Consider the following 25,777-nt stretch of genomic DNA (forward strand, 5'->3'; position numbering starts at 1 on the left):
TGGACGTGTACGGGTTCTGGGTGGTGGGGACGTGACGACCGTAACAACACCATCCTACTCGTGAGTAGAACAGGTTGCCGTTCGGTATCCAACGGTGATCCGAGCCGGACGCGCCCCGCGGGGCGAACACCCTGCTCGTCGTGTGTCCGCCCGGTGGCCGCGTGTGGTCGGGTCGGGCCTTCCCCTGTGATGTTGTCGGCGTGGTCGTTGCCGCCGGGGGGCGGGTCGCCCCCTGTCGGTCCGCCCGGAATTCGCAGGTCAAGCAGTTGATCCCGGCTACTGTCCGCGCGGAGCCGAGACTATCGCGCGCCGAGCTCTTCGTGTGCATCCGGTGAGGTTCGCGTCATTTCCGCCCAAAAAGGAGTGTTGTCCGATTGGGGTGCCGAACTGAGGGCCCGGTGGTTCCTCCCGGTTGCCGTAACGCGACGGACCCCAGGGGTCATCCCCGGTCAGGTCCCCCGGGGGTCCCTGGCTCTTCCCTGAACCTCCCCGGCCGCGCCTGTCGGCGCCGGGCCCGGGCGGTTAACGTGATGCCAGACGCACCTACAGGAGGCTCACGGACATGACCGACAACAACACCGGGCGCTCGGAGCGGTCGGGCGGCGGACGTCCCGACAACCCCGACCTCATCGACGACGCGCTGCGCCTGGTCGACACCCTCCAGCGCAGGCTCCTGGTCGCCGGGGTCAAACGCGGTGTCAGTGCCGTCACCAGCCCCCCGGCCAAGGGTGACGTGTGGGAGGAGGCGATCCGCGTGGAGACGCAGGAGCAGCGCCCCCCGCTGGAGGAGTTCGTCGAGATCGTGCGCAGGAGCGCGCCGGAGGTCGCCGGGCACCTCGGGCGGGCCGGCCTGTCCTTCGCGGACGCCGTGGGGCGCACCTGGGGCGTCGTGGAGCGCTCCTTCGAACAGGGCCGGGAAGAGGCCGCCCGGGCGCGGGAGGAGCGGGAGGAGCGTGAGCGCGAGGACCGCGAGCGGGACGCGCGTGCCCGACGTGACTCGCCGGAGGCTTCGGAGGGGGCTTCCCGGGGTGCCGATAAGGCCCAGGGTGGCGAGGATTCGCAGGTCACGGCAGGGGATTAGGGCAAAAGGGGTGCTGGTCCCTCTTGGGGTGTGCCCCGCCGCCCGAGCCTGGTTTAATCGAATGGTTTACACCATTTGAAAACCCTCTGCCATGAACCTTGAGACTTATGTCAGAGTTCGGGCGTAAGTAGAAGGAGCTGCCCCCATGCTGACCATTGGCGTAGACATCGGCGGAACCAAGGTCGCCGCCGGTGTCGTCGACCACGACGGGCAGATCCTGGACAAGGTCAAGTACCCCACCCCGGCCAACGACCCGCGCGCCCTGGCCGAGGTCGTGGGCCGGGCCGTACGGGAGCTCCGCGATCGCCGACCCGAACGCGGGGTCAGCGCGGTGGGGGTGGGCGTGGCCGGGTTCGTGGACGAGGACCGCGCCACCGTCCAGATCGCCGTCAACCTCGGCCTGCACGACGAACCCCTCAAGGAACGCGTGCAGCGGCACGTCGACCTCCCCGTGGTCATCGAGAACGACGCCAACGCCGCCGCCTGGGCCGAGGCCCGGTTCGGAGCGGGGCGCGGCAGCGATCACATCGTCTGCGTGACCCTGGGCACCGGGATCGGTGGCGGCCTCGTCCTCGGAGGCGCCCTGCACCGGGGGCGCCACGGCGTCGCCGCCGAGGTCGGGCACTACCGCATGGTCCCGCACGGCCGCCGCTGCGCCTGCGGGAACCACGGCTGCTGGGAGCAGTACGCCAGCGGCCGCGCCCTGGTGGCCGAGGGACAGGACCTGGCCCGCACGGACCCCGAGAGGGGCGAGCGCATGCTCAAACTCGCGGACGGCCTCGTGGAGCGGATCGAGGGCGAGGTCATCACCCGCGCCGCGATGGAGGGCGATCCGGCCGCTCTGGAGTGCTTCCGGATCGTGGGGGACTGGGCCGGGCTCGGCCTGGCCGACCTCGCCGCGATCCTGGACCCCGAGTGCTTCGTGCTCGGCGGCGGGGTCTCCGACGCGGGGGACATCATCCTCGACCCGGTGCGCGCCTCGTTCGCGCGGCACGTCTCCGGACGCCCCGACCGCCGCCTGGCCGAGGTGCGCGTCGCCGAACTCGGCGGCGAGGCGGGCATCGTCGGCGCGGGCGACCTCGCCCGGCACTGAGGGGCCGCGTCGGCCACCGCGCACTCGACCGACGCGAAGGGGGCGGTCACCGGGATTCCCCGGTGACCGCCCCCTCGTGTCCTGCGCGGTGCGACGCTACGCGTCGTCGTCCCGCTTCCCCCCGGCCTGCTCGGCGTCGGCCCGCTCCGCTGCCTTCCGGGCGCGCTTCTCCTCGCGAGCAGCCTCCTTGCGGGCCTTGCGGTCGGTCCTGCGCTCGGCGCGGCGGGTCCGGCGCTCGTCCTTGGCACTGGCCTGCTGCTCGCGCCGGGCCTCCTTCTCCTCGGCCTCGATCTCGGCCTTGACCGCCTGCGCGTAACGGTCCACGTACTCCTGGCCGGAGAGCTCCATGAGCGCGTACATGATCTCGTCGGTGATCGCCCGCAGGACCCGCTGGTCCTTCTCCATCCCGTAGTACCGGGAGAAGTCGAGCGGCTTGCCGAAGACCACCTTGGGGCGCACACCCAGCTTGGGGACGGTGCGGCCGGGCGGCATGATCTTCTCCAGGTTGATCATCGCCATCGGCACGACCGGGGCCTTCGCCTCCAGAGCCAGACGGGCCACACCGGTGCGTCCCCGGTACAGCTTGCCGTCCGGGGAGCGGGTGCCCTCGGGGTAGATCCCCAGCAGTTCGCCGCGCTTGAGCACGCGCAGCCCGGTGCGCAGGGCCGCCTCACTCGCCTTGCCGCCGGAGCGGTCGATCGGGATCTGACCCACGCCGGTGAAGAACGCCCGGCTGACGAACCCCTTCACACCGGTGCCGGTGAAGTACTCGGCCTTCGCGAGGAAGGTGATCCTGCGCGGGAGCGGCAGCGGACCGAAGAAGTGGTCGGAGAACGACAGGTGGTTGCTGACCATGATGGCCGGACCGCGCCGCGGCACGTTCTCCACGCCCTCCGCGCGGGGTTGCCACAACACGGCCAGAACCGGCCCCAGGATCGCCTTGACCACCCAGTAGAACATTGCTTCAGATCACCCCTGCACACGCGGGGAGCACTGGGGCAGGGCCTGCCACGTCTCACTGTCCCGCTCGGCTGACATTGTCCGGAAGGCCCCCACCGCGGACACGGGGAGGCTGACGAGCGCCATCTTCCCACCACGTGCGGGTCTCCACCAAAAGCGTCCAGAACGGACTCATACCGTTCTTCGCGGGTCAGGAGCAGAACGCGCCGCGGGGCACTGTCGAGGATACTCACGACCGGTGGGGGTCTCGCGGCAGGTCCGCCCCAGGACACCCGGGAACACGCCGGGCGCTCCCGGGGTTCGGGCAGGAGAACGCTACCGTTCACTCGATGACAAACGCTCGCCCGAGCGACTAGCCTCACGGCTGGGGCCGCCGTCCCGACCGGTTCCCCGCCGAACGATCCCGGGAGCAGATCTGTGAGACCGACCAGCGCCATCCCCCTCATCCCGGGGGCGGACCCCTTCAGCCACACGGGTTCGGGCGTCGGAGTCCTGCTCTGCCACGGGTTCACCGGGTCGCCGTACTCGATGCGCCCCTGGGCCGAGTACCTGGCGGAGGCGGGCCTGACGGTGGAACTCCCGCGCCTGCCCGGACACGGCACCACCTGGCAGGACATGGCCTCCACCACCAGCGACGACTGGTACGCGGAGGTGGAGGCGGCACTGCTCGACCTCGCGCACAGGTGCGACGAGGTGTACGTCATGGGCCTGTCCATGGGTGGCGCGCTCACCCTGCGCCTGGCCCAGGAACACCCCGACATCGTCCGGGGGGTGGTCCTGGTCAACCCTTCCCTGACCGTGGAGGACCACAGGCTCCCGATCATCGCCCCGATCCGCCACCTCGCCGCCCGCCTGATGCCCTCCACGCCCGGCCTGTCCAGCGACGTGGCGCTGGAAACCGCCTCCGAGGGCGGGTACGACCGGGTGCCCACCGCCGCCGCCGCGACACTCCCGAAGCTGTGGCGCGCGGTTCAGGACGGCATGTCCGGTTTGCGGGCGCCTGTTCTGGCCTACCGGAGCCCCCAGGACCACGTCGTCGGACCGGACAGTCTGCGTATCCTCGCTAAGAGGGCGGTCAACACCCGGCTGACGATCCACCTGCTCCACGACAGCTACCACGTCGCGACTCTCGACCACGACGCCGCCACCATCTTCGAAGGAAGCCTCGCGTTCGTACGCGAGCGCAGTAGAAGCGGGGAAGGAACCGACCGATGACGCAACGTCGGGGCAACGGCCTGCTCGCCGACGCCTACGTTCCGCTGATCCTGCTCGCGCCCTCCCACGCCGACCTCATGCTGGAGGCGCTCCGGCGCAGCGGGATCGCTGCCTACGCGGTCCCCCTGGCGGAGGACGTCCTGGAGCCGACCGGCGGCCAGGTCGAGGACCCGCCCACCGACCACCTCTACGTCGACGCCGAGGAGCGCGGCGCCGCGGAGCGGGTGCTCGGCTCCGAACTGCCCGACCTGAGCGAGCACGGAGCCGGCCCCGACCTGTTGGCGCCGCGCGCCGAGATCAGACCCGAGGCCGAGGGCGAGGAGGCCCAGGAGGCCTCCGCCGGGCACGAGGGCAACGACGCACCCGTCGGCGGCGACCTCCTGGACGGCCCCCCGGCCAACGTCGAACCCGACGCCTCCCGGGCGCGCGCCAACGACGAGGACGACGTCTGGAACGACCTGGTCGCCCGCTTCTACGACGACTCCGAGGGCTCCAGCGAACAGCGGGACCGGGTCGCCTGGCCCGACGTCGAGAACCTCAGCGCTCCCGACGAGCACCAGACGCGGCTCGGCGACATCCTCGCCAACCTGCCCCGGGACCCGGGCGAGGACGACGAGGAGTCCCGCGATGAGGACCGCCGCCGGGCCGAGGCGGAGATGGAGGGCCACTACGAGCCGCCGCCCCCGCCGCCCCTGCTCCAGGGCGACCGGGTGGGCATCGCCGCCTGGTTCGGACTCCTGGGCGGGCCGGTGCTGCTGTTCGGCGCCGCCTTCATGGGCATCGCACTACCGAACTGGGTCATGTTCCTGGCCGTCGCGGCCTTCCTGACCAGCTTCGTCGTGCTCATCCTGCGCATGACAGACTCCCGGCCGCCCGGTGACAACGGTCCCGACAACGGGGCGGTGGTCTGACCCCTGGGCTTCGACGTCCCCCTCTGGCGCGCCTTCGCCCTCTTCCGCGCCGTCGCTCTGGTCTACGCCCTCGTGCCGCTCGCCCAGCACCACGAGTACCTGACCCGGCCCTGGCTCGCCTGGGCGGTGCTGGTCGCCATGGCCTGCTGGACCGTGGTGACGACCTACGCCTACGCCCACCCGGCCTGGCGGACCTCGCGCCTGCTGGTCGCCGACCTCGCCGTGGCCTTCGGCTGCATGTTCGCCACCGGTCTGGCGGCCACCCCCCACTACCTCACCCAGGCGCCCCCGCTGAGCTCATACTGGTTCGCCGGGGCCGCGCTGTCGGCCAGCGTCATCTGGGGCCGCCGCGGCGCCGCCACGGTCGCGCTGGCCTACGGCTTCGCCGACATCACCCTGCGTGTGCTGATGGACGCCAAGATCACCGCGGCCACCGTGCGCGGGGTGGCACTCCTGCTGCTGGCCTGCCTGGCCGTCGGCTACATGGCGCGGGTCGCCGAGCAGGCCGAGCGGCGCTTCGCCCAGGCGGTGACCCTGGAGGCGCGCATCCGCGAACGCGAGCAGCTGGCCCGCTCCATCCACGACTCGGTCCTCCAGGTCCTGTCCCTGGTGCGCCGTCGCGGCGACGAGATCGGCGGCCAGGCCGCCGAACTGGGCCGGATGGCCGGGGAGCAGGAGGTGCGGCTGCGGTCCCTGCTCACCGACGGCCTCGACGCGTCGGCGTCGGTGCCCACCGAACCCGGTGCCGAGGCCGCCCCGGACTCTCCGGCGGACCTCAGAGAGGCGCTGCGCCGTCTGGAGACCGTGCTGGTCTCGGTGTCGGCCCCGGCCACCCCGGTGCTCCTGCCGGGAGACACCGCCGCCGAACTCGCCGCCGCCGTGGCCGCCGCGCTGGACAACGTGGAACGGCACTGCCCGCCCGGGACCCGGGTGTGGGTCCTGCTGGAGGACGAGGAGCACGCGGTCACCGTGACCGTGCGCGACGACGGCCCCGGCATCGAGCCCGGGCGTCTGGAGCGGGCCCGAGCGGACGGCCGCCTCGGTGTCGCCCAGTCGGTCGTCGGCCGGGTCCGTGACCTGGGCGGCACCACCGAGCTGTTCTCGGAGCCCGGTGAGGGCACCGAGATCGAGATGTCCGTCCCACGCGCCTGAGCCCCGGGCGGGCACGGCGTCAGCGCAGCGGGGGCCCGTCCCCGGGTTCCTCCTGGTGGGAGAAGCGCTCCTCGTTCCAGGGGTCGGCCCTGTTGTGGTAGCCGCGCTCCTCCCAGAACCCCCGCCGGTCACCCACCATGTACTCCACGGACCGCAGCCACTTCACGCTCTTCCAGCCGTACAGGTGCGGTACCACCAGGCGCACGGGGAAACCGTGTTCGGGGGCCAGCGCCACACCGTCGCGGTGCGTGGCGAGCAGCACTCCGTCGTCGAGGAAGTCGTCCACCCGCAGATTGGCGCTGTAGCCGTACTCGCCCCACGCCATCACGTGCGTGACCTCAGGCGACGGCGGGGCCAGCCGGACGAGGTCGGTCGCGAGGAGCCCTCCCCAGGGGACCCCGGGCACGGTGAACCGCATGACGCAGTGGAAGTCGCGGACCACGTCCGTGCGGGGCAGACCGCCGAACTCCTGCCAGGTCCACCGGTAGGTGCCCAGGGACTCGGTCGCGCCGAACACCCGGAAGTCCCACCGCTCCGGGCGGAAGGTGGGCACCCTGCCGTAGTACAGGGGCCTGTGCTCGTGGCGCACCGCCTGGCCCGGCGGCAGGCGCGGTCGCTGTTCCGCGCCCGTGCCCCCGGCCTCCTCGCCCTCGGACAACCCGTCCTCCCGTCCCTTCGATCCGGCCCCGCGGGCCCTGGTACGTCCCCCCGCGCAGGGGTGGACGACGGCGTCCTGTCATCCTGCCAGGCGCCGGCGAGAGCCACGTCACTCCCCCCGGTCGTGTGGGGGAGTGCTCACCTTGCGCTATAGTCACTGCCATGCAGCAGAACTTTTGGCGCTTTTATGGCTACCGGCCCATCTCCCCGGTCGCCTGTAAAGCGCTGCGCTGACACAGACGACTTCCCAGGAGCCCCGGGCCGGTAACGGCCCGGGGCTCCTTTGTTTTCGCCCGGGGTCGAAGCCCCCGGCCTCGGCGCGACAACCGCGCGGCTCAGCCACCCAACCGACACACAGGGAAAACCACATGGTCATCGTTATGGCGCCGGGCGCCACCTCCGACAACATCGAAGCCCTCGTCGAGCTGGTCACCTCCGCCGGAGGCGAGGCGTACGTGACACGCGGCGTCAGCCGCACCATCATCGGTCTGGTCGGCAACGTCGAGCGCTTCCAGGACCTCGGCCTGGCCGCCAAGCCCGGGGTGAGCGAGGTGCTGCGCATCTCGGCGCCGTACAAGCTCGTCAGCCGCGAGAACCACGACAGCCGCACCGTGGTCAGCGTCCGCGGTGTCCCGATCGGCGGCGACAACATGACCGTCATCGCGGGCCCCTGCGCCGTCGAGACCCCCGAGCAGACCCTCGAAGCGGCCCTCATGGCCAAGGCCGCCGGTGCGGCCCTCCTGCGCGGCGGCGCCTACAAGCCCCGCACCTCCCCGTACGCCTTCCAGGGACTGGGTGAGGAGGGCCTGAAGATCCTCGCCGACGTACGCGAGAAGACCGGAATGCCCATCGTCACCGAGGTCGTGGACGCCGCGGACGTCCCGCTGGTCGCCTCCTACGCGGACATGCTCCAGGTCGGCACCCGCAACATGCAGAACTTCGCCCTCCTCCAGGCGGTCGGTGACGCCGGGAAGCCGGTCCTGCTCAAGCGCGGCATGAGCGCCACCATCGAGGAGTGGTTGATGGCCGCCGAGTACATCGCCCAGCGCGGCAACCTCGACATCGTCCTGTGCGAGCGCGGCATCCGCACCTTCGAGAAGGCCACCCGCAACACCCTGGACATCAGCGCCGTTCCGGTCGCGCAGGGTCTGACCCACCTTCCGGTGATCGTCGACCCGTCGCACTCCGGCGGCAAGCGCGACCTGGTCCTCCCGCTCTCCCGCGCGGCCATCGCGATCGGCGCCGACGGCGTGATCGTGGACGTGCACCCGAGCCCGGAGACCGCGCTGTGCGACGGTCCGCAGGCGCTGCTGGAGGAGGACCTGCCCCAGCTCCGCGACCTGGCGGGCACCCTGGCCACCCTGAGCGGCCGCACCCTCACCCCTGCGCCCGCGCGCGAGCTCGCCGACAGGTGAACGCCGGTTTCTGAGGCCCCGGCCGCCCGGGGGTGACACGACGGTGCCCCGGACGCTCACGAGCGTCCGGGGCACGGTACCGTCCACGGGCCCGGAGCGGGCCCGCCCGTCCTACACGGCCGGGGTGACGGCCTTGGCGGCGGAGGGGGCCACCTGGGTGGGCGCGGCCTCTCCCAGGAAGCTGGGGCGGTGCAACTGCGCGGTGGTCACCAGGTGCTCGGCCAGCTCCTCAGCGTCCAGGCGCTTCTCGATCTGGCGCAGGTCGCCGATCTTCGCCGCGGTCTCGACCTGGCGCGGAGTGAGCATCGTGCAGCAGTCCTCGTCGGGCAGCTCCGAGATGGCCAGCGTCCCGATCCGGCGGGCCTGGTCCATGATCTCGGTCTTGTCCATGCCGATGAGCGGCCGCAGGATCGGCAGGTCGACCGCGTCGTCCAGGGCGGTCAGGTTGGTCATCGTCTGGCTGGAGACCTGGCCCAACGCGTCACCCGTGATCAGGCACTCCGCCTTGAGGTCGTCGGCCAGTGCCTCGGCGGTCTTGAGCATCAGCCGCCGCTGGGCCACGATCTGGAGCCGCTCGATGCCGGAGCTCTTCAGCTGCTGCTGGGCCTTGCCGAACGGCACCACGAACAGGCGCGAACCCACCTGGTAGCGGTCCAGCTGGCGGACCAGGCTGTAGGCCTTGTAGATGGACTCGGGGCCGGTGAAGGGCATCCCGGAGAAGTGCAGGAAGTCCACCTTGAGCCCGCGCCGGATCATCCGGTGCGCGGCGACGGGGGAGTCGATGCCGCCGGACATCAGCACGAGGCCGCGCCCGCTCATCCCGGCGGGCAGACCGCCCTGACCGGGGATGCCGTCGGTGAAGACGAACGCCTCGTCCTTGTCGACCTCGACGTACAGGGTGTTGTCGGGCCGCTTCAGGTTCACCTTGTAGCCGTGCGCCTCGATGATCCGGGACCCGAGGTATCCAGCCAGGTCGCCGGAGTTCATCTCGAAGCGCTTGTCGCGGCGACGGGCGCGCACCGCGAAGGTGCCCTCGCGGCCCGCCATGGAGCGCACACCGATGTCGACGATGGCGTCCAGGTCCTTGGCCACGCGGCGCACCAGGTGCACCCAGACCACGCCCATGACGTTGGCCATACGGTCGGCGATCTCCGCGATCTCCAGGTCGGAGGAGCCGGGCTTGCGCACGATGATCACGCCCGCGCCGCGCTGGGAGAGGCGGATGTCGCCCAGGTCTCGCACGGAGGAGCGGATGTTGTTGTGCAGGCGGCGCTCGAACAGCTTGCGGTTGGAGCCCTTGAGAACGATCTCGCCGAGCTTCATGAGCACGCAGAGCTCGCCGAGCCCGGCGTCGGCTCCGACCTCGGTTACGGGGAGCGGCGCGGACTCAAGCGACGCGGACATGGTGCTACCTCCGGAGGGTGATACCTGGGGTGGGCGGTGGAACGATGCCTTCCAGTATCGAACAATCCCCGGACCGCTCGGTCCATTCCCGGTGCACACGGCATCCGGGTGAGACCCCGGACACGGCCGGGCCCCTCCCTGACGTGGGAGGAGCCCGGCACACGCCACGGTCACGCCCTAGCCGAAGAAGACCTCGGCCTCCTCGTAGCGCTCCGCGGGCACGGTCTTGAGGGTGTCGGTGGCCTCGGCCAGGTCGACCCGCACGATGTCGGTGCCCTGGAGGCCGACCATCTTGCCGAAGGACTTGTCGTGCACGGCCTCGATGGCGTTCACGCCCAGGCGGGTGGCGAGCACCCGGTCGAAGGCGGTGGGGGTGCCGCCGCGCTGGACGTGGCCCAGCACGACCGAACGGGCCTCCTTGCCGGTGCGCCGCTCGATCTCCTCGGCGAGCGTCTGGCCGATCCCGCCCAGGCGCACGTGGCCGAAGGCGTCCGTCTCGCCGGTGGCCAGCTCCAGCTGCCCCTCCTTGGCGTGGGCGCCCTCCGCGACCACGATGATGGGCGCGTACTGGGTCTCGAAACGGCTCTCGACGTGCTTGACGACCACGTCCATGTCGAAGGGGCGCTCGGGGATGAGGATGACGTTGGCGCCCGCGGCCATGCCCGAGTGCAGGGCGATCCATCCGGCGTGGCGGCCCATGACCTCCACGACCAGGGCGCGGTGGTGCGACTCCGCCGTGGTGTGCAGGCGGTCGATCGCCTCCATGGCGATGTTGACCGCCGTGTCGAACCCGAACGTGTAGTCCGTGGCGTTGAGGTCGTTGTCGATGGTCTTGGGCACGCCCACCACGTTGACGCCGCGGTCGTGCAGCTGGCGGGCGACGCCCAGGGTGTCCTCGCCGCCGATGGCCACCAGCGCGTCCACGCCGAGCCCGGCCATGTTGTCCTTGACCCGCTCGACGCCGCCCTCGATCTTCATGAGGTTGGTGCGGGAGGAGCCCAGGATCGTGCCGCCCCGGGGGAGGATGCCGCGCACCGCGGAGACGTCCAGGGGCATGGTGTCGCCCTCCAGGGGGCCGCGCCAGCCGTCCCGGAAGCCGACGAACTCGTATCCGTAGTCCTTGATGCCCTTACGGACCACGGCGCGGATGACCGCGTTCAGACCAGGGCAGTCTCCACCGCCGGTCAGCACCCCGACTCGCATACGACTTCTCCTCGACGTTGGTGGGTGTTCCAGGCGCTGGGCGCCCTATGGTCTAGACCATAGTGGGCGGGGGGAGTCCGGGCCAACCCCGCCTGGAGAACGCCATCCGAAACCTCGCGTTACGGCCGCCGTCGGGGGGAGGCGTCACGGGGTCATTCGTCCAGGCCCCGGTCGATGGCGTAGCGCACCAGCTCCACCCGGTTGTGCAGGTGCAGCTTGGTCAGGGTGTTCTGGACATGGTTCTGGACCGTGCGGTGGGAGATGGTGAGGCGGCGGGCGATCTGCTTGTAGGCCAGTCCCTTGGCCACCAGCCGCAGCACCTCGGTCTCCCGGGGCGTCAGCTCGGGTGCCCGCTCCCGGCTGTCGGCGGAGCTGTCGTCCTCGGCCGACAACCGCCGGTACTCGCCGAGCACCAGTCCGGCCAGCCCCGGTGTGTAGACCGCCTCGCCGGTGTGCACCCGGCGGACGGCGTCGAGGAGCTCCTCGCGCCCGGCCGACTTCACGAGGTAGCCGGTGGCACCCGCCTTGACCGCCGCGAGCACGTCGTCGCTCTCGCCGCTGGCCGACAGCACCAGCACCCGTGGGGGCTCGGGCAGCGCCACCAGCGCCGCGGTCAGCTCCACCCCGTTGGTGTCGGGCAGGTGCAGGTCCACCACCGCGAGGGTGGGCCGGACCGCCGGGGCGATCCGCAGGGCCTTGGCGCCGTCGCCCGCCGTCCCCACCACCCGGAGCCCGGCCTCGGCCAGGTCCCGCGCCACCGCGTCACGCCACATGGGGTGGTCGTCCACGACCATCACCCGGATCTCGTCACCGCTCATGCGGCCGACCCTAGTACTGCCGCCCCCTTCCCGGACAGGGGAAGGGGGCGGCGGTCGCTCCGGTCCGTGCGGGGCACGGGCACCGGGTCAGTCGTCGTCGTCCTCGTCGAGGTCGCCCAGGTCGATCCCGCCGGGGGTGGCGGTGAGCTTGATCTTGGTGCCCTCGGGAGCGGTGCCGGTGTGCGACTGGTGCGCCACCACGCGGCCGCCGAAGATCCGCTCGACCTCGACCTCGAACCCGGCCTCCTCCAGCTCCTTGCGGGCGTCGCGGACGGAGTCGCCGACCACGTCCGGGATGTCGACCTCGGGCGGGCCGCTGGAGACGGTCAGCGTCACGCTGGCCCCGGGGCCGACGTTGGTGCCGGTGTCGGGGGACTGGCTGATCACCAGACCCTTGTCGATGCTCTCGCTCTCCTCCTCCACGATCTCGGCCGTCAGACCGAGGTCGCTGAGGGTCTTCTCGGCGTCCTCGCGCTTCTCCCCGGCCAGGCTCGGAACGGGGATCCCGCTGCTGACGGTGATGGTCACCGTCCCCTCCCGGTCCGCGTCCTCCCCGGCCTCGGGACTGGTGGCCAGCACCTCGCCGGGGGCGTTGTCGGGGGAGTCCTGCTCCTCCTGGACAACGCTCTCGTCATCGAAGCCGAGGTCCTCCATCGCCTTGAGCGCGTTGGCGACGTCGTCACCCACGAGGTCGGGCATGGACACGTTCTGCGGGCCCTTGGACAGGAACACCGTCACCGTGTCACCGGGGGAGAGGCGGTCGTCCACCTCCGGGTCGGTGTCGCCGACCTCACCGGCCGCCGCGTCGTCGCTGTACACCGTGTCGTCGGAGAGATCGACCACCAGTCCGGCGGCGCGGATCTGCTCGCTGGCGGCCTCGGGGGACAGCCCGATCACGTCGGGGACGGACTCGTAGCGGCCGAGCAGGAACCACCAGCCCGCCACCCCCACGACCAGGGCCGTCACGAGCGCCCCGACCACCAGGAGGCGGTTGCGCGAGAACCACGACCCGCCCCTCGCGGGGTAGTCGTCGTAACCGTCGTCGTCGTAGTCGTCCCGACCCAGGTCGGCGCCGTTCATGTCCACGACCATGGTGGCGTTCTCGGTGCCCGGACCCGCGCCGCCCGCGATCAGCTGGGGCGCGGTCATGGTGGCGGCCGAGTTGGCCTGCGGTGCCACGGGGGCCAACGGCGCGGCCGAGCCCGAGACGGTGTCCGGCAGGGTGCGCAGGACCTCCAGGACCTTGGCCAGGTACTGGCCCGCGTTGCTCGGACGGTACCGGGGGTCGCGCTCGGTGGCCTTGGTGACCAGGCCGTCGACCTCGGGCGGCAGGTTCGGCAGGAAGTGCGAGGGGCGCGGGACGTCCTCGGTCACGTGCTGGTAGGCGATCGCGATCGGCGTCTCACCGGTGTGCGGCTGGCCGCCGGTGAGCAGTTCGTAGAGCATGATGCCGGCCGCGTAGACGTCGCTGCGCGCGTCGGCCGTGCCCTTCTCGATCTGCTCGGGCGCCAGGTAGGCGGCGGTGCCCATGAGCGTGCCGGTGCGGGTCAGCCCCTGGTTGGACTGCTCCACCGCGCGGGCCAGACCGAAGTCGGCCACCTTGACCCGGCCGTCCTTGCTGATGAGGACGTTCTCGGGCTTGACGTCGCGGTGCACCATGCCGGCCTGGTGGGCGGCGCCGAGCGCGGCCAGCACCGAGGCCATGAAGTTCAGGGCCTGCTTCGGGGCCAGTCGCCCGTGCTCCTTGAGGAGGTCGCGCAGGGTCTGGCCCGGGACGTACTCCATGGCCAGGAAGACGTGCCCCTGGTCCTCACCCTGGTCGAAGACCTGCACGACGTTGGGGTGCGAGAGCTTGGCGACCGAGTGGGCCTCGTTGATGAAGCGCTGGACGAAGGTCGGGTCCTGGGCCAGGGAGGGGTGCATGACCTTGAGTGCCAGCCGTCGGTCCAGCCTCAGGTCGTGGGCGACGTAGACCGTCGCCATGCCGCCACCGGCGATCCTTGACTCGACGAAGTAGCGACGGTCCAGCGTCGCGCCTACAAGCGGGTCGGAAGTCGTCATGTCCACGGCGGGATTGTGTCCTTGCTGCGGGGAGCGCGGGCGTTCGCTGCCGGTGGCGCGTACCCGACACCTGGTGTCGATCCGACACGATAGCGGAAGCCGGTGTCAGGTTTGCCCCGCGGTTCACGGTCGCGGCGGCCCTCGTGTCCACCGTCGTGGAGCCGACCGGAGTCGGTTCGGGGCGTTCGCGCCTGGGCGGTCTGTGGGTGCGGTGCCGTCGCGCGGCACGCACACCCCTCCCACGGTAGGGGACGGCTCCAAACCCGGTGGTCACGGTGTGTTTGCGTGTCGTGACCCAACGTCCTGGCGGGTGTGTCAGTGCAGGCGGCGGCCCCGCCCCCGGACTCCCGGCCCCCACCGCGGGGTGTCCCTCCCGGGGCGCTCAGACCACGTCGGGGCTGGACGCCCTGGCGTGGCGGCGGACCGGGATGCGCCCGGCCAGCCGGGCGCCGCGTCCGGCGCGCACGGCGTCGCGCATCGCCGTGGCCATCCGCACCGGCTCCTGCGCGCGGGTCACGGCCGTGGCCAACAACACCGCGTCACAGCCCAGTTCCATCGCCAGGGCGGCATCACTGGCCGTGCCGATGCCCGCGTCCACGATCACCGGGACGTCGGCCTGCTCGACGATCAGCTCCAGGTTGTGCGGGTTGCGGATGCCCAGGCCGGAACCGATCGGCGCGGCGAGCGGCATCACGGCGGCGCAGCCCAGCTGCTCCAGACGGCGCGCCAGCACCGGGTCGTCGTTGGTGTAGGGCAGCACGGTGAAACCGTCGTCGACCAGCGCCTCCGCGGCGTCCAGGAGCTCCACCGGGTCGGGCAGGAGGGTGTGCTCGTCGGCGACCACCTCCAGCTTCACCCAGTCGGTGCCCAGCGCCTCGCGGCCGAGCCTCGCCGTGCGCACGGCGTCCACGGCGGTGAAGCACCCGGCGGTGTTGGGCAGCGGACGGATGCCGTTGCGGTCCAGGACGTCCCACACCGACCCCTGGGTGCCCGGGCTGATCCGGCGCATCGCCACGGTGGTGAGTTCGGTCCCCGACGCCAGGAGCGCCTCCTCCAGAACCTCCAGGGAGGGTGCCCCGCCGGTGCCGGTGATGAGGCGGGAGCCGAAGGAGACCCCCGCGATGACGAGCGGGTCCTCCAGGGCGCGTTCCGCGACGGTCACGGACTCGTGCGTCTGTGTCATGGTTCAGCCTCCCTGTACGGCGGTGAGGACGTCCACGCGGTCGCCCGCGGAGAGCGCGGTGTCCGTCCAGGCGGTGCGGCGCACCACCTCGTCGTTGACCGCGACGGCGATCCCCCCGGGGACGGCGCCGTCCCCGGCGTCGGTGAGTGCGCGCACGACCCCGTCCACGGTGGTCGCCGCGCTCTCCTGGGCCTGTCCGTTGATGATCAGTTCCACTGCTACTCCCACGTCTGCTCACGCGTCCATCTGCTGGCTGCGAACCGACGCGCGTACGGGGGCAGCGCGCCGGTGGTGAGGGCCTCGGCCATGACCTCCCCCGTCACAGGGGCCAGCAGGACCCCGTGCCGGAAGTGACCGGCGGCCAGGTGAAGTCCCGGGACCCGGGTCGGGCCCAGGAGGGGTTCGTTGTCGGGCGAGCCCGGCCGCAGTCCCACACAGGTCTCGACGACCTCCAGCTCGCTCACCCCCGGGACGAGTTCGCGCGCGTCCCGCAGGACCTGCCAGAGCCCGCCCACCGTCAGGGAGGTGTCGTGGCCCAGTTCCTCCTGGGTGGCGCCGACGATCACCTCGCCGTCCGCGCGCGGGACCAGGTAGACGGGGAACCCGCGCACCAGGCCGCGCACGGTACGGGTGACCAGCGGCGGTTCCCCGGAGGGCACCCGGGCGCGCAGCAGCTGTCCCTTGACCGGGCGCAGCGGCGGCACCACGGGTTCGGGCACCCGGACCCTCTCGCCCCAGCACCCGGCGGCCAGCACCACCTGGTCGGCGGGCAGAGCGGTGCCGTCGGCCAGGCGCACGCCCAGTCGCGACCCGCCGGGGCCCGGGGAGGTGACCTCCTCCGCGTACCCGGAGAACTCGCGCACGCCCGCACGTTCCCCGGCCAGGGCCAGGGCCAGGAGCAGGGCGCGCGGGTTCACGGAGTGGTCCTCGGGGGCCAGCACCCCGCCGCGCACGCCGGGCGCGAGCGTCGGTTCGAGTCGGCGGCACTCGCGGCTGGTCAGCCGTCGGGTGGGGATGCCCAGGCGTTCCTGGAGGGCGTGCAGGTCAGTGAGGACGGCCAGGTCGTCGCGGTCGAAGGCCACCAGGAGGGTGCCGGTACGGCGGTGGCCGACGTCGACCCCGCTGGCCTCCTCCAGTTCGGCGACGAAGCCGTCGTACAGGCGCGCGGAGCGCACCCCGAGCTCCATCAGCTCCTCCTCACCGAAGGCCGCCTCCGTGGCGGGGGTGAGCATGCCCGCGGCGACGGTCGAGGAGGCGCGCGCGGTGGAGGGTTCGGTGACGGGGTCGGGTTCGACCAGGGTGACGGCGAGGCCGCGCTGGGCGGCCCGCCAGGCGGTGACCCGGCCGACGACCCCGCCGCCGATCACGACCACGGTATTGGTGGGATGAATCGTCTTCTGTGGGGGAACGTCGTTGGTGCGCACGGCGCCGTGTTCCACTCCCTTCGCCGGTATGACCCGGATCAGGTTCGTGCGGTCGGAGGCCGCGAGCCTCCCTCTCAGCCGGGTCCACCCGGCTCCCGCGGGACATGTCTCTGGGCCCCATCCTAGGACAACGCGTCCGGACCGGCCGTGGCGGGGATCTCCCAGGCAGGGTGTCCTCAGGCGGCGCGATGGTCTCCGAGGCCCGGTCGGGTGTGGCAGATTGGTGAGGTGACACAAAGCGATCGTGAACTCGACGAACTCGTCGGCGAATGGCTGACCCTGCGTGAGGCGGCCGCCCCGCTGGGCGTGAGCCCCAACCGCATCAAGACCCTCATCCGCGAGAACCGCCTGATGGGCGTGGTGCGCGGTGGGGAGCTCTCCATCCCCGCCGCCTTCCTGGACGGTCAGGACCTGGTCAAGGGCCTGCCGGGCACCATCGTGCTGCTGACCGACGCCGGATTCTCCACCGGGGAGGCCCTGCGTTGGCTGTTCACCCCGGACGACACCCTGCCGGGCACACCGATCCAGGCCATGCGCGAGAACCGGGGCACCGAGGTCCGACGCCGGGCGCAGGGCATGGCCTTCTGAGCCGTCCACGGCCCGGGGACGCACCACCGCGGTGACGTCTCCCGGGCCGTTGGTTATGGTGGGGCGCGTGAGGACGAGTCACGGAACCAGCCTGCGCGAGCGCCTGGACGCATCCCTTCTGTACCTGTGCACCGACGCCCGGACCGAGAGCGGTGATCTCGCGGAGTTCGCGGACGCCGCCCTGTCCGGGGGCGTGGACATCATCCAGCTCCGGGACAAGGGGCTGGAGGCGCGCGAGGAACTGGCCGCCCTGGAGGTTCTGAGGGAGGCGTGCGAACGCCACGGAGCCCTGCTCGCCGTGAACGACCGCGCCGACATCGCCCGCGCGGTGCGCGCCGACGTCCTGCACCTGGGCCAGCGCGACCTGCCGGTGCCCCTGGCCCGCGACGTCATCGGCGCCGACCCCCTGGTCGGCCGTTCCAACAACGACCCCGAGGCCGCCGCGCGATCGGCGGAGGAACCCGGGAGCGACTACTTCTGCGTGGGCCCGACCTGGGCGACCCCGACCAAGCCGGGACGCCCGGCGGCCGGGCTCGAACTGGTGGAACGCGCGGCCGCGCTGGGCACCGACCGGCCCTGGTTCGCGATCGGCGGCATCGACCTGGAGAACGTGGACCGGGTGCTGGACGCCGGAGCCACCCGCGTGGTCGTGGTGCGCGCCGTCACCGAGGCCGAGGACCCGCGAGCCGCGGCCAGCGCGCTCAGGGCCAAGCTCACCGCTCGACTCGCCTGAATGAACTCCGATGGCCCCGGGATCCCGCACGGGACCGGGGCCGCTCCATGCCCGCCCCTCCCAGGGGCGTCTTCGAGTACGGCGACCGCACGGGTCCAGGGCGTGGTTCTCGGGTGCCTTCGCCGACGGCGGCCTGGCCGCCAGCGCCGTAGGAGTTCGTAGGGGCGGTGGCGGGCGACGTCGGGGCGGATCGATCCAGAAGAAGGGCCGATGTGAGTGGCCGTCTCTTCTGCTGTGCGCTGCCACGTGGGCTCCGCGGTGGCGCACGGTGTGACCCGACCGGGTGGCTGTCCGAGCTTCATCGGCGCACAGCCGCATCCTGTTGGTGACGCGAGGACACCGCGCCGCAGGCGTCCGTCGAGGTTGGCGGCGGGCGGCGGGTGGGACTAATGATCCGGTCAGCACGACTCAGGGGACCAGGAGCACCTTCCCCAGGACACGGCGCCCCTCCAGAGCAGCGTGCGCCTCGGCGGCCCGCTCCAGCGGCAGGATCAGCCCCACGTGCGGCCGCAGGTGTCCGGCCCGCGCCTCCTCCAGTGCGAGCCGCGTGAGGTCGCTCCGGTCCGTTCCCGGCCGCGCCCGCATCTCGTTCAGGCCCAGGGCGGTGATCCCGCGCCGCTCGGCCTCGGCCGTGTCCACCTCGGCGAACGAGCCTCCGGCCGTGCCGTAGCTGAGGAACCGGCCGCCGTCGGCCACCGCCCCGAAGGAGGCCGATCCCAGCTCGCCGCCGGCCCCGTCGACCACCACGGAGGCCCCGGCGCCGCCGGTGATCCGGCGTACCCGGTCCAGCCAGTCCGGCCGCGAGTAGTCCACGACCTCCTCCGCTCCGAGGGACCGGGCCAGCTCCAGCTTCTCCGCGCCCCGGGCCGCGCCGACCACTCTGGCCCCCGCGAGCCCGGCGAGCTGCACGACCAGGCTGCCCGCGCCACCGGTGGCGGCCAGGACCAGGACCCAGGTGTCCGGAGTGAAGCGGGCGGCCCGCTCCAGCATCATCGCGGTCGCACCGTCGACCATGAGGGCCAGGGCATCGAGGGGGCGCAGCTCCTCGGGCACCCGGAGCAGCCCCTCGGCCGGGACCGTCACGCGGTCGGCGTACCCGCCGTCGTCCGTGCGGGTGAGGACCGGCGCGCCGGTCCAGGCGGGGTCGGCGCCGGGGCCGACCGAGGCGACCCGGCCCACCACGCTGCCCCCGGGTACATAGGGCGGGGTCTGGGGGAAGTGGCCCTGTGCGGCGCCGCTGCGGATCAGGGTGTCGAGGTAGATCACGTTGGCCGCCCCGACCTCGACCAGCACCTCGCCGGGGCCGGGTTCGGGGTCGGGCAACTCCCGCGTCACCAGGACCTCCGGCCCACCGAACTCGTCCACTCGTACCGCGCGCATCTCCACCACTCTCCTTCCTCGGGGGAGTGTCCCCGGAGCCAAGACTGGTACCTCAATGAATGTTGAGGTCAAGGGCCGCCTCTCCGGACAAGGGGGAACCGCCGCGCCCGGGGCACGGCGGTGGCGGGGGAGGGGCCGGTCAGACCCCGACGTGGGCGAGGGCGCTCGGATGGCGGCGCAGGAACCCCTCGATGGACTGCGCCGGGTGCCCGGTCAGGTCGGGCACGACGGGCGAGACCACGTCGAGCTCCCCGGCGGCGATCGCCGCGTACGAGGAGGCCCAGCCCTCGATCTGCCACTCCGCGGCCCCGCTCGGACGGCGTGACTCCAGGGCCTCCTCCCAGGTCTCGGGCACGTACCGCACACTGCGTCCGGTCAACCGGCCCAGCTTCTCCACGGTGGCGCCCACTGACAGCGACTCCGGCCCGGTCACGTCGTGTGTCCTCTCCGCCGAGGCCGCCACCACCACCGGATCGGTCAGCACGGCCGCGGCCACGTCCGCCACGTCGTCGCGCGAGACCCACGCGACCCGGCCCTCGCCGGCCGGGCCGCGCACCACGCCCTCCTCGTCCACCCAACGGGGCAGCAGGTCCAGGTACAGGCTGGGTCTCAGGAACGTGTGGGACACACCCGTCGACCGGATGTGCGCCTCCGTGTAGAAGTGCGTGCGGGCGAACGTGAACGTGGACGCCGGGCCCGCGCCCAGGAACGACAGGTACACGATCCGCGACACACCGGCGCGGACCGCCCCGTCCACGGCGCTCAGATGGGCCTCCACCCGGTTCTCGGACTCCGTCGCCGAGACCAGGAAGAGCGTGTCCACGCCACGGCAGGCCTTCTCGAAGGCGGCGGTGTCCTCGTAGACCGCCATCGCCGCGCTGCTCTCCGGGTACTCCGGGGCCCGGTTGATGTCGCGCACGATGAGGCGCTGAGCCAGTCCGAGCCGCGCGATCCGGGCGGCCACACGCCCGCCCAGCGCACCGGTGGCCCCAGTCACCCCTATGGTGTGGTTTGTCATGTGATCGTCGCCCATGAAAACCCATCCTGGGGTACGAGTGTCCACCGGTCGCTGACCGGCACGCCCCTTTTTGCGCCCCCCGGTCAGGCGCTGGTGCGCTCTTGGTGCTCGTCCGCCCGGGGCGGTCCGGAGGGCTCCGCGGCCGCCTTCGTCGAACGCCGGTAGGACAGCTTGCGCAGCAGCACCTCGGCCGGACCGCGACGACCGGCGCGCTCCATGGCGTAGGCGCCCGCCACCGTGACCAGCCACACCGCGACCGCGTACAGGAACATCGTCCACGACGTCAGGTAGGCGGCCAGGCCCAGGCCCCACGCGGCCAGGACCGGCGCGCACAGGACGGACTGCGCCAGGTAGGCGCTGAGGGAGCGCCTGCCGGTGGCGGTCAGGGCGGTCACCACGACCCCGCCGGTCCGGCCCCGCTCCTGGAGGCGGTGAGCGACCAGGGCGATCAGCGCGACGTACCCCAGGCCGCCGAAGAGTCCGGTCAGCATGTGCGGGAAGGAGAGCATGAGGCCCTGGTCGGCGTTCAGGTCCCAGACGCCGACCTGGTTCAGGGCCTCGGGAAGGCCGCCGATCCAGCCGACGGCGATGCCGACGACAGCCACCCGGCGCAGGGTCCGCAGGTTCTGACCGGGCTCCTCCAGGAACCGGCGGCGCGCGGCCCAGAAGCCGAGCAGGATCGCGGTGGGCACGACCAGACCCAGCAGGCCCTGGCCGACGCTGACCAGAGGCCAGTTCGCCACCCGGTCCACAGCGGCGGAGGCGATGGACGGGTCACCGATGTTGCCGGCCATCTCGCTGATGTCGAAGCCGCCCGCGCCGCCGTCGGACTCGCTGACGAACGGCAGGGCCAGCAGGCTGAGCGCGCTGCCCAACGTCATCAGCGCGGTCAGCACGGCGCCCCACACGATCAGGGTCACGTCCTTGCGCCGGAAGAACAACCAGCCCAGGACGAGCCCGGCCACGCCGTAGGCGCCCAGGATGTCACCCATCCACAACAGCAGGGCGTGGACGAAGCCGAAGACGACCAGCCACAGGTTGCGGCGGCGCAGCAGGGCGTTGACGCTCCTCACGTCGGCGCCGGCCGCCTCCTGGCGACGGGCCAGCTGCATCATCCCGTAGCCGAACAGGAACGCGAACATCGGGTAGCTGCGCATGTCCACGGCCATGATGGTGAAGAACTGGGCGACGGAGTCCAGGCCGCCCTCGGGTGCGGGATGCATGGTCGGGCCGTCGCTCGGGGCCGCCCACAGGTACCAGACGGTGTTGGCCAGGGCGATGAACAACAGCATGAAGCCGCGCGCGAGATCGGGCGCCAGCGCGCGGTCCGTGGCACCGGTCGGACCGAGCACGGGGGTCTGTCTGGACATGGGGAGGACTCCGGTGTCGAGATGTATCGTGAGTCTCGATTCAACCGGGGGTTGGACATAAGCCACAACAGGTATCGGGTATGAGAAAACCCCCGAAGACGCCAGGGTCGACCCCTAGGGGCTTCGGGGGTGGGCGCCGGGGCGGGCCGGTCCGACCCACCCGAGGCGGATCAGTGCGAGCGTCGCGTGGCCGCCACCACCAGGTCGCCCAGCGGGCCGCGGGCGGACGCCTCCAGCTCGGGGCTCTCCAAGGCGGCCAGCGCCTGGTCCGCGTACTCGGTGACCATCGACTCGCAGGCGGCCAGCGCCCCCGAGGACTCGATCAGGGAGCACATCCACTCCACCGCCTCCACGGCGAGGTCGGGCGCGCCCAGCAGGCTCCGGAAGCGCTCGGCGTCGGCCGCGCCGGACCGGGCCAGGGTCTCGGCGACAACCAGGGTGCGCTTGCCCTCGCGCAGGTCGTCACCGGCGGGCTTGCCCGTGGTGCCCGGGTCGCCGAAGACCCCGAGCACGTCGTCGCGCAGCTGGAAGGCGATGCCCAGGGGGATGCCGTAGTCGGTGTAGACGCCGGACAGCTCCTCGTGGCGCCCGGCCAGGGCGGCGCCCAGGTGCAGCGGCCGCTCCACCGTGTACTTCGCCGACTTGTAACGCATCACCCGCAGGGCGGCGTCGCGGGTGGCGGTGCCCCGCACCTGCTCCAGGGTGTCCAGGTACTGACCGGCCATCACCTCCGTGCGCATCGCGTCGAAGGGGGGCCTTCCGGCCTGGAGCGTGTCCGGTGAGAACCCGCTTCCCTGGTACATCTCGTCCGACCAGGCCAGGCAGAGGTCGCCGATGAGGATCGCGGCGCCCTCGCCGAACCCGTCGCTGTCACCGTTCCAGCCGTGGTCGGCGTGCAGCCCGGCCATGCGCTTGTGCGTGGCCGGCCGCCCGCGCCGCGTGTCGCTGTTGTCGATCACGTCGTCGTGGACCAGGGCACAGGCCTGGAGGAACTCCAGGGAGGCCGCGGCCCGCACCATGCGCTCGTCACCGGGGGCGCCGCCCGCGCCGCGCCATCCCCAGTAGGCGAAGGTGGGACGCAGGCGCTTGCCCGCGGAGACCATCACCTCCAGGGAGTCCATGGCCGGGGCCAGTTCCTCCCCGATCTCCAGCAGCCGTTCGCGGTGCGAGGCGCAGAAGGAGGAGAGTTCGCGGTCCACGTCGGAGCGGATGACGGACACGGCTGAGGTGGCTGAGGAAGTTGTGGAGACGGCCATACCCTGCACATTAGCGGCTGGTCCGCGCGAGGATGCCCCGGATCGGTGTATTGGGGTCGGGTCCCGGCGGAGGGGTTGAGTGAGACCCACTTTGACCAAAGTGAGAGACAGTGTTGTCTAATGTGGCAATTGGTGTCTCGCATCGTGAGAAATGGAGTCGGGTTCCACTTTTTGTCTCAGAAAGTGGGACGCAGCGTCCGGTTGTGAGGGGGTCTCGCCTAAGGTTGAAGTCATGTTGGCTGCACCGACCCGCTCCGTGGCGCCCCGAACCCCGGCTTCCAGGCCGCGTCATATCCGCGACCTCCTCGACTCGGGCGAGCCGATGTTCTCCTTCGAGTTCTTCCCGCCCCGCAACGCCAGGGCCCAGGAACGACTCTGGCGCGCGATCCGCGAGATCGAGGCACTCGGCCCCTCCTTCGTCTCCGTCACCTACGGCGCCGGAGGCGGCACCCGCGACCTCACGGTGGAGACCACCGAGCGCATCGCCACCGACACCACCCTGATGCCGGTCGCGCACATGACCCTGGTGGACCACTCCGTCGCCGAGCTCCGCCACCTCATCGGCCGCCTGGCCGACGCGGGCGTGTCCAACATGCTGGCCGTACGCGGAGACCCGCCCGGCGACCCCGACGGCGCCTGGGTCCAGCACCCCGACGGGCTCACCTACGCCGAGGAGCTGGTCCGGCTCCTCAAGGAGAGCGGCGACTTCTGCGTCGGAGTGGCGGCCTTCCCCTACAAGCACCCCCGCTCGGTCGACGTGGAGGTCGACACCGACCACTTCGTGCGCAAGTGCGAGGCCGGGGCCGACTACGCCATCACCCAGATGTTCTTCGACGCGGAGGACTACCTGCGCCTGCGCGACCGGGTGGCCGCACGCGGCTGTGAGGTGCCGATCATCCCCGAGGTCTTCCCCGTGGTGAAGCTCGCCTCCATCCCGCGCTCGGAGAAGCTCTCCGGCGCCCCGTTCCCGCCCGCGCTGGCCGAGCGCTTCCAGCGGTTCGGTGACGACGAGGAGGCGGTGCGCGCCTTCGGGATCGAGCACGCCCAGCGCATGTGCGAGAGGCTGCTCTCCGAGGGAGCCCCGGGCATCCACTTCATCACGTTCAACCAGTCCACGGCCACCAGGGAGATCTACCGCGAGGTCGCCGGGCACCGGGTCCGAGGAGCGGCAGCCGAGCGGCCATGATCGAGAAGGGCTGGTCGGGGGAGCCGGGGAACGAGAAGGACTCCAGCACCTCGACGAACCCGCACGAGCGGTAGAGGTGGCGCGCCGCGGTGGGTCCCGTACGGGTGGACAACACGGCGGTGCGCTCCGGCCTCCCCGCGCACAGTGCGTGCAGGAGGGAACGGCCCAGCCCCCGGTTCTGCGCGTCCGGGAGGACGTGGACCTCGGCGATCTCCAGCGGGTCCGCCAGGTACCGGCGCGCGTGCCGCGAGCGCCCGTGCAGTCGCAGCCCCTCGGTGACGACGTCGTGCCACCACTGTCCCTCGTGGCCGTGGAAGGCGTAGGCGAAGCCGAGGGGCCGCTCGCCGTCCATGGCCACGACGGAACCGAACCCGGGGTAACCGGCATGGGACACCATCACGGCGGCCCGTCCAGGGAGCTGGTCGGGCGGCGGGCGCATGGCCGCCTCGTAGATCTCCAGCAGGGCGGGCACGGCGTGCGTGAAGGCGGGGGGAGCGAGTACGCGTAACTCGGTGCGGGCTGCCACGCCCCCACACTAGGGCGTGTCGACCGGTCGCCGCTGGTCCTGGCGGTGTCGTGCGCGCCGCTCCCTTGACGAGTCCCCAGGGGGCAGTGTTAACTGTGCTGTGTCGAACACGAGTTCGACTGGCTCCGCCGGTTCGTCCGACGGGGCGCGGCGCGGCCGGGTCGGGGAGGGGAAGCCCCTGCCCGGCCGCGCGCGTTCACACCGGGGGTGCCGTGTGCGCTCCCCGTGTCCGGACACACTGAAGGCCGGGTGTTCCCCAAGGGGGCACCCGGCCTTCTCCCGTTCCGGGGGTTCCCCCCGGAGCCGGAGATTCCTAGAAGGCGTCGACTGCGCGACGCGCCTCGGGGTCGAGGACACCCCAGTTGATGAGTTCCTCGGTCAGGTCGCCGGGCGACTTGTCGTAGATGACCGCGAGTGAGCGCAGGTCCTCCTGGCGGATGGACAGCACCCGCCCGTTGTAGTCGCCCCGCTGGCTCTGGATGGTGGCGACGTAGCGGGAGAGCGGGCCCGCCTTCTCCTGTGGGAGCTGCTGCATGCGCTCCAGATCGATGACCAGCTTGGGTGTGGGCCCCAGGGGCGTGGGGGCGGCGCCGCCGGGCAGCAGCTCCGACATCGGCACCCCGTAGAAGTCGGCCAGTTCGGCCAGCTTCTGCACGGTGACGGCACGGTCACCGCGCTCGTAGGAGCCCACCACGACGGCCTTCCAGCGTCCGTGGGACTTCTCCTCCACCCCGTGAAGGGACAGGCCCTGCTGGGTGCGGATGGCACGCAGTCGCGCACCGAGGGACTTGGCGTATTCGGATGGCATTTTCTTGTCGCTCCCGGCCGTGACGGTGGCTGGCGTGAGTGGGGAGACGTCCGCTCGTACTCGGCGGGCCGCCTGAGCGGTCCAGCGGATGGTCACGGGGTGCAACCCCACCCGGTAGTGGTTACAGACAGTGACGGTAGAGGGGGGCTGGTGTCCAGGTCAAGCTGTTGGTGTGAAACGCGACTAATCAGTGGCCAAACCGTGCGTAGGTGAGACGCCTCTCATTTTGGGAGAAGTGGGGGCGAGTGGGGTGTGCACGGAGGACGGAAAGCCCGCTCCTGCAGGGAATTTCGCGTTTCATCCGAATGGTGTGCAAATCCGGAGTGTCATGATAC

Annotated in this window: 24 protein-coding genes and 1 riboswitch; of the genes, 9 read left to right on the plus strand and 15 right to left on the minus strand. The window is 71.7% G+C overall.

Translation table 11 applies throughout. The features are described from left to right. Positions 1-562 precede the first annotated feature (562 nt). Complete coding sequence (locus BDW27_RS22115) at positions 563-1,081, plus strand: hypothetical protein (protein WP_110051493.1); 519 nt, start codon at positions 563-565, stop codon at positions 1,079-1,081. Positions 1,082-1,226: 145 nt separating this feature from the next. After that, positions 1,227-2,174 (plus strand): ROK family glucokinase, encoded by a 948-nt coding sequence (locus tag BDW27_RS22120; RefSeq protein ID WP_017546534.1) that lies wholly within the window; start codon positions 1,227-1,229, stop codon positions 2,172-2,174. 96 nt (positions 2,175-2,270) lie between these two features. Here BDW27_RS22120 and BDW27_RS22125 read toward each other — a convergent pair whose 3' ends face one another. Further along, positions 2,271-3,134, minus strand: a complete 864-nt coding sequence (locus BDW27_RS22125; RefSeq protein WP_110051494.1) for a 1-acyl-sn-glycerol-3-phosphate acyltransferase — start codon at positions 3,132-3,134, stop codon at positions 2,271-2,273. 417 nt (positions 3,135-3,551) lie between these two features. Between BDW27_RS22125 and BDW27_RS22130 the strand changes: the two genes are divergently transcribed. The 3 genes from BDW27_RS22130 (at position 3,552) to macS (ending at position 6,412) form a co-directional block, all read left to right on the plus strand. Continuing rightward, positions 3,552-4,349, plus strand: coding sequence for a carboxylesterase (locus tag BDW27_RS22130; RefSeq protein WP_017546537.1), 798 nt, complete (start codon positions 3,552-3,554; stop codon positions 4,347-4,349). Continuing rightward, positions 4,346-5,260 (plus strand): hypothetical protein, encoded by a 915-nt coding sequence (locus BDW27_RS22135; protein WP_017546538.1) that lies wholly within the window; start codon positions 4,346-4,348, stop codon positions 5,258-5,260. Before BDW27_RS22130 ends, BDW27_RS22135 begins: the two co-directional genes overlap by 4 nt. A gap of 72 nt (positions 5,261-5,332) precedes the next feature. Further along, complete coding sequence (macS, locus tag BDW27_RS22140) at positions 5,333-6,412, plus strand: MacS family sensor histidine kinase (protein WP_017546539.1); 1,080 nt, start codon at positions 5,333-5,335, stop codon at positions 6,410-6,412. Positions 6,413-6,431: 19 nt separating this feature from the next. Here macS and BDW27_RS22145 read toward each other — a convergent pair whose 3' ends face one another. Beyond that, positions 6,432-7,070 (minus strand): molybdopterin-dependent oxidoreductase, encoded by a 639-nt coding sequence (locus BDW27_RS22145; RefSeq protein ID WP_199560739.1) that lies wholly within the window; start codon positions 7,068-7,070, stop codon positions 6,432-6,434. A 367-nt stretch (positions 7,071-7,437) separates the two neighbouring features. Here BDW27_RS22145 and aroF point away from each other — a divergent pair, with 367 nt between their 5' ends. Further along, positions 7,438-8,484, plus strand: coding sequence for a 3-deoxy-7-phosphoheptulonate synthase (aroF, locus tag BDW27_RS22150; protein WP_017546541.1), 1,047 nt, complete (start codon positions 7,438-7,440; stop codon positions 8,482-8,484). 111 nt (positions 8,485-8,595) lie between these two features. On the opposite strand, the gene thiI is transcribed toward aroF, so the two are convergent. From thiI to thiO, 7 genes are all read right to left on the minus strand, one after another. Next, the gene (gene thiI, locus BDW27_RS22155; protein WP_110051496.1) at positions 8,596-9,888 is read right to left on the minus strand and encodes a tRNA uracil 4-sulfurtransferase ThiI; all 1,293 of its coding nucleotides are present in this window, start codon (positions 9,886-9,888) and stop codon (positions 8,596-8,598) included. 177 nt (positions 9,889-10,065) lie between these two features. Then, complete coding sequence (locus BDW27_RS22160; RefSeq protein ID WP_017546543.1) at positions 10,066-11,091, minus strand: 6-phosphofructokinase; 1,026 nt, start codon at positions 11,089-11,091, stop codon at positions 10,066-10,068. Between the two features lie 152 nt (positions 11,092-11,243). Continuing rightward, positions 11,244-11,909 carry a response regulator transcription factor gene (locus BDW27_RS22165; RefSeq protein ID WP_017546544.1) on the minus strand — a complete coding sequence of 222 codons (666 nt, stop codon included), beginning with the start codon at positions 11,907-11,909 and terminating at the stop codon, positions 11,244-11,246. 87 nt (positions 11,910-11,996) lie between these two features. After that, on the minus strand, positions 11,997-13,976 hold the full coding sequence (gene pknB, locus BDW27_RS22170) for a Stk1 family PASTA domain-containing Ser/Thr kinase (protein WP_110051498.1): 1,980 nt from the start codon (positions 13,974-13,976) through the stop codon (positions 11,997-11,999). Positions 13,977-14,352: 376 nt separating this feature from the next. Then, positions 14,353-15,153: a thiazole synthase gene (locus BDW27_RS22175; RefSeq protein ID WP_017546546.1), complete on the minus strand. Its 801-nt coding sequence runs from the start codon at positions 15,151-15,153 to the stop codon at positions 14,353-14,355. A gap of 3 nt (positions 15,154-15,156) precedes the next feature. After that, positions 15,157-15,369 (minus strand): sulfur carrier protein ThiS, encoded by a 213-nt coding sequence (gene thiS / locus BDW27_RS22180; protein ID WP_017546547.1) that lies wholly within the window; start codon positions 15,367-15,369, stop codon positions 15,157-15,159. 2 nt (positions 15,370-15,371) lie between these two features. Beyond that, positions 15,372-16,607 carry a glycine oxidase ThiO gene (gene thiO, locus BDW27_RS22185; protein WP_158543596.1) on the minus strand — a complete coding sequence of 412 codons (1,236 nt, stop codon included), beginning with the start codon at positions 16,605-16,607 and terminating at the stop codon, positions 15,372-15,374. Continuing rightward, a riboswitch (TPP riboswitch) is annotated at positions 16,576-16,686 on the minus strand. (Overlaps the previous gene by 32 nt.) Before the next feature lie 119 nt (positions 16,687-16,805). Here thiO and BDW27_RS22190 point away from each other — a divergent pair. Then, positions 16,806-17,165: an Rv2175c family DNA-binding protein gene (locus BDW27_RS22190; protein WP_026129616.1), complete on the plus strand. Its 360-nt coding sequence runs from the start codon at positions 16,806-16,808 to the stop codon at positions 17,163-17,165. Between the two features lie 67 nt (positions 17,166-17,232). Beyond that, complete coding sequence (gene thiE / locus BDW27_RS22195) at positions 17,233-17,898, plus strand: thiamine phosphate synthase (protein WP_017546550.1); 666 nt, start codon at positions 17,233-17,235, stop codon at positions 17,896-17,898. Positions 17,899-18,306: 408 nt separating this feature from the next. On the opposite strand, the gene BDW27_RS22200 is transcribed toward thiE, so the two are convergent. The 4 genes from BDW27_RS22200 to BDW27_RS22215 form a co-directional block, all read right to left on the minus strand. Further along, the gene (locus tag BDW27_RS22200; protein WP_110051558.1) at positions 18,307-19,278 is read right to left on the minus strand and encodes a zinc-binding dehydrogenase; all 972 of its coding nucleotides are present in this window, start codon (positions 19,276-19,278) and stop codon (positions 18,307-18,309) included. A 139-nt stretch (positions 19,279-19,417) separates the two neighbouring features. After that, positions 19,418-20,311 carry an SDR family oxidoreductase gene (locus tag BDW27_RS22205; RefSeq protein WP_110051502.1) on the minus strand — a complete coding sequence of 298 codons (894 nt, stop codon included), beginning with the start codon at positions 20,309-20,311 and terminating at the stop codon, positions 19,418-19,420. A 68-nt stretch (positions 20,312-20,379) separates the two neighbouring features. After that, on the minus strand, positions 20,380-21,666 hold the full coding sequence (locus BDW27_RS22210; protein ID WP_017546553.1) for a DUF418 domain-containing protein: 1,287 nt from the start codon (positions 21,664-21,666) through the stop codon (positions 20,380-20,382). A 170-nt stretch (positions 21,667-21,836) separates the two neighbouring features. Next, positions 21,837-22,922: a polyprenyl synthetase family protein gene (locus BDW27_RS22215; protein WP_199560740.1), complete on the minus strand. Its 1,086-nt coding sequence runs from the start codon at positions 22,920-22,922 to the stop codon at positions 21,837-21,839. A 256-nt stretch (positions 22,923-23,178) separates the two neighbouring features. Here BDW27_RS22215 and metF point away from each other — a divergent pair, with 256 nt between their 5' ends. Beyond that, on the plus strand, positions 23,179-24,108 hold the full coding sequence (metF, locus tag BDW27_RS22220) for a methylenetetrahydrofolate reductase [NAD(P)H] (protein ID WP_110051560.1): 930 nt from the start codon (positions 23,179-23,181) through the stop codon (positions 24,106-24,108). Here the strand turns inward: metF and BDW27_RS22225 are convergent. Then, positions 24,026-24,634, minus strand: a complete 609-nt coding sequence (locus tag BDW27_RS22225; RefSeq protein ID WP_193374272.1) for a GNAT family N-acetyltransferase — start codon at positions 24,632-24,634, stop codon at positions 24,026-24,028. The genes metF and BDW27_RS22225 overlap by 83 nt on opposite strands. 313 nt (positions 24,635-24,947) lie before the next feature. Then, positions 24,948-25,442: a transcriptional regulator gene (locus BDW27_RS22230; RefSeq protein WP_013154123.1), complete on the minus strand. Its 495-nt coding sequence runs from the start codon at positions 25,440-25,442 to the stop codon at positions 24,948-24,950. Positions 25,443-25,777: the final 335 nt, after the last annotated feature.

Origin of the sequence: Nocardiopsis sp. L17-MgMaSL7, from assembly GCF_003182025.1 — a bacterium.
Taxonomy (GTDB): domain Bacteria; phylum Actinomycetota; class Actinomycetes; order Streptosporangiales; family Streptosporangiaceae; genus Nocardiopsis; species Nocardiopsis prasina.

Bases quoted from the DNA above. Each gene is read 5' to 3' on its own strand.
- BDW27_RS22205 (WP_110051502.1), bottom strand. From the start codon at position 20,311: ATGGGCGACGATCACATGACAAACCACACCATAGGGGTGACTGGGGCC.
- BDW27_RS22125 (WP_110051494.1), bottom strand. From the start codon at position 3,134: ATGTTCTACTGGGTGGTCAAGGCGATCCTGGGGCCGGTTCTGGCCGTG.
- BDW27_RS22160 (WP_017546543.1), bottom strand. From the start codon at position 11,091: ATGCGAGTCGGGGTGCTGACCGGCGGTGGAGACTGCCCTGGTCTGAAC.
- BDW27_RS22210 (WP_017546553.1), bottom strand. From the start codon at position 21,666: ATGTCCAGACAGACCCCCGTGCTCGGTCCGACCGGTGCCACGGACCGC.
- BDW27_RS22135 (WP_017546538.1), top strand. From the start codon at position 4,346: ATGACGCAACGTCGGGGCAACGGCCTGCTCGCCGACGCCTACGTTCCG.
- BDW27_RS22175 (WP_017546546.1), bottom strand. From the start codon at position 15,153: ATGACACAGACGCACGAGTCCGTGACCGTCGCGGAACGCGCCCTGGAG.
- BDW27_RS22115 (WP_110051493.1), top strand. From the start codon at position 563: ATGACCGACAACAACACCGGGCGCTCGGAGCGGTCGGGCGGCGGACGT.
- BDW27_RS22230 (WP_013154123.1), bottom strand. From the start codon at position 25,442: ATGCCATCCGAATACGCCAAGTCCCTCGGTGCGCGACTGCGTGCCATC.
- thiI (WP_110051496.1), bottom strand. From the start codon at position 9,888: ATGTCCGCGTCGCTTGAGTCCGCGCCGCTCCCCGTAACCGAGGTCGGA.
- BDW27_RS22120 (WP_017546534.1), top strand. From the start codon at position 1,227: ATGCTGACCATTGGCGTAGACATCGGCGGAACCAAGGTCGCCGCCGGT.
- aroF (WP_017546541.1), top strand. From the start codon at position 7,438: ATGGTCATCGTTATGGCGCCGGGCGCCACCTCCGACAACATCGAAGCC.
- BDW27_RS22215 (WP_199560740.1), bottom strand. From the start codon at position 22,922: ATGGCCGTCTCCACAACTTCCTCAGCCACCTCAGCCGTGTCCGTCATC.
- BDW27_RS22165 (WP_017546544.1), bottom strand. From the start codon at position 11,909: ATGAGCGGTGACGAGATCCGGGTGATGGTCGTGGACGACCACCCCATG.
- BDW27_RS22200 (WP_110051558.1), bottom strand. From the start codon at position 19,278: ATGCGCGCGGTACGAGTGGACGAGTTCGGTGGGCCGGAGGTCCTGGTG.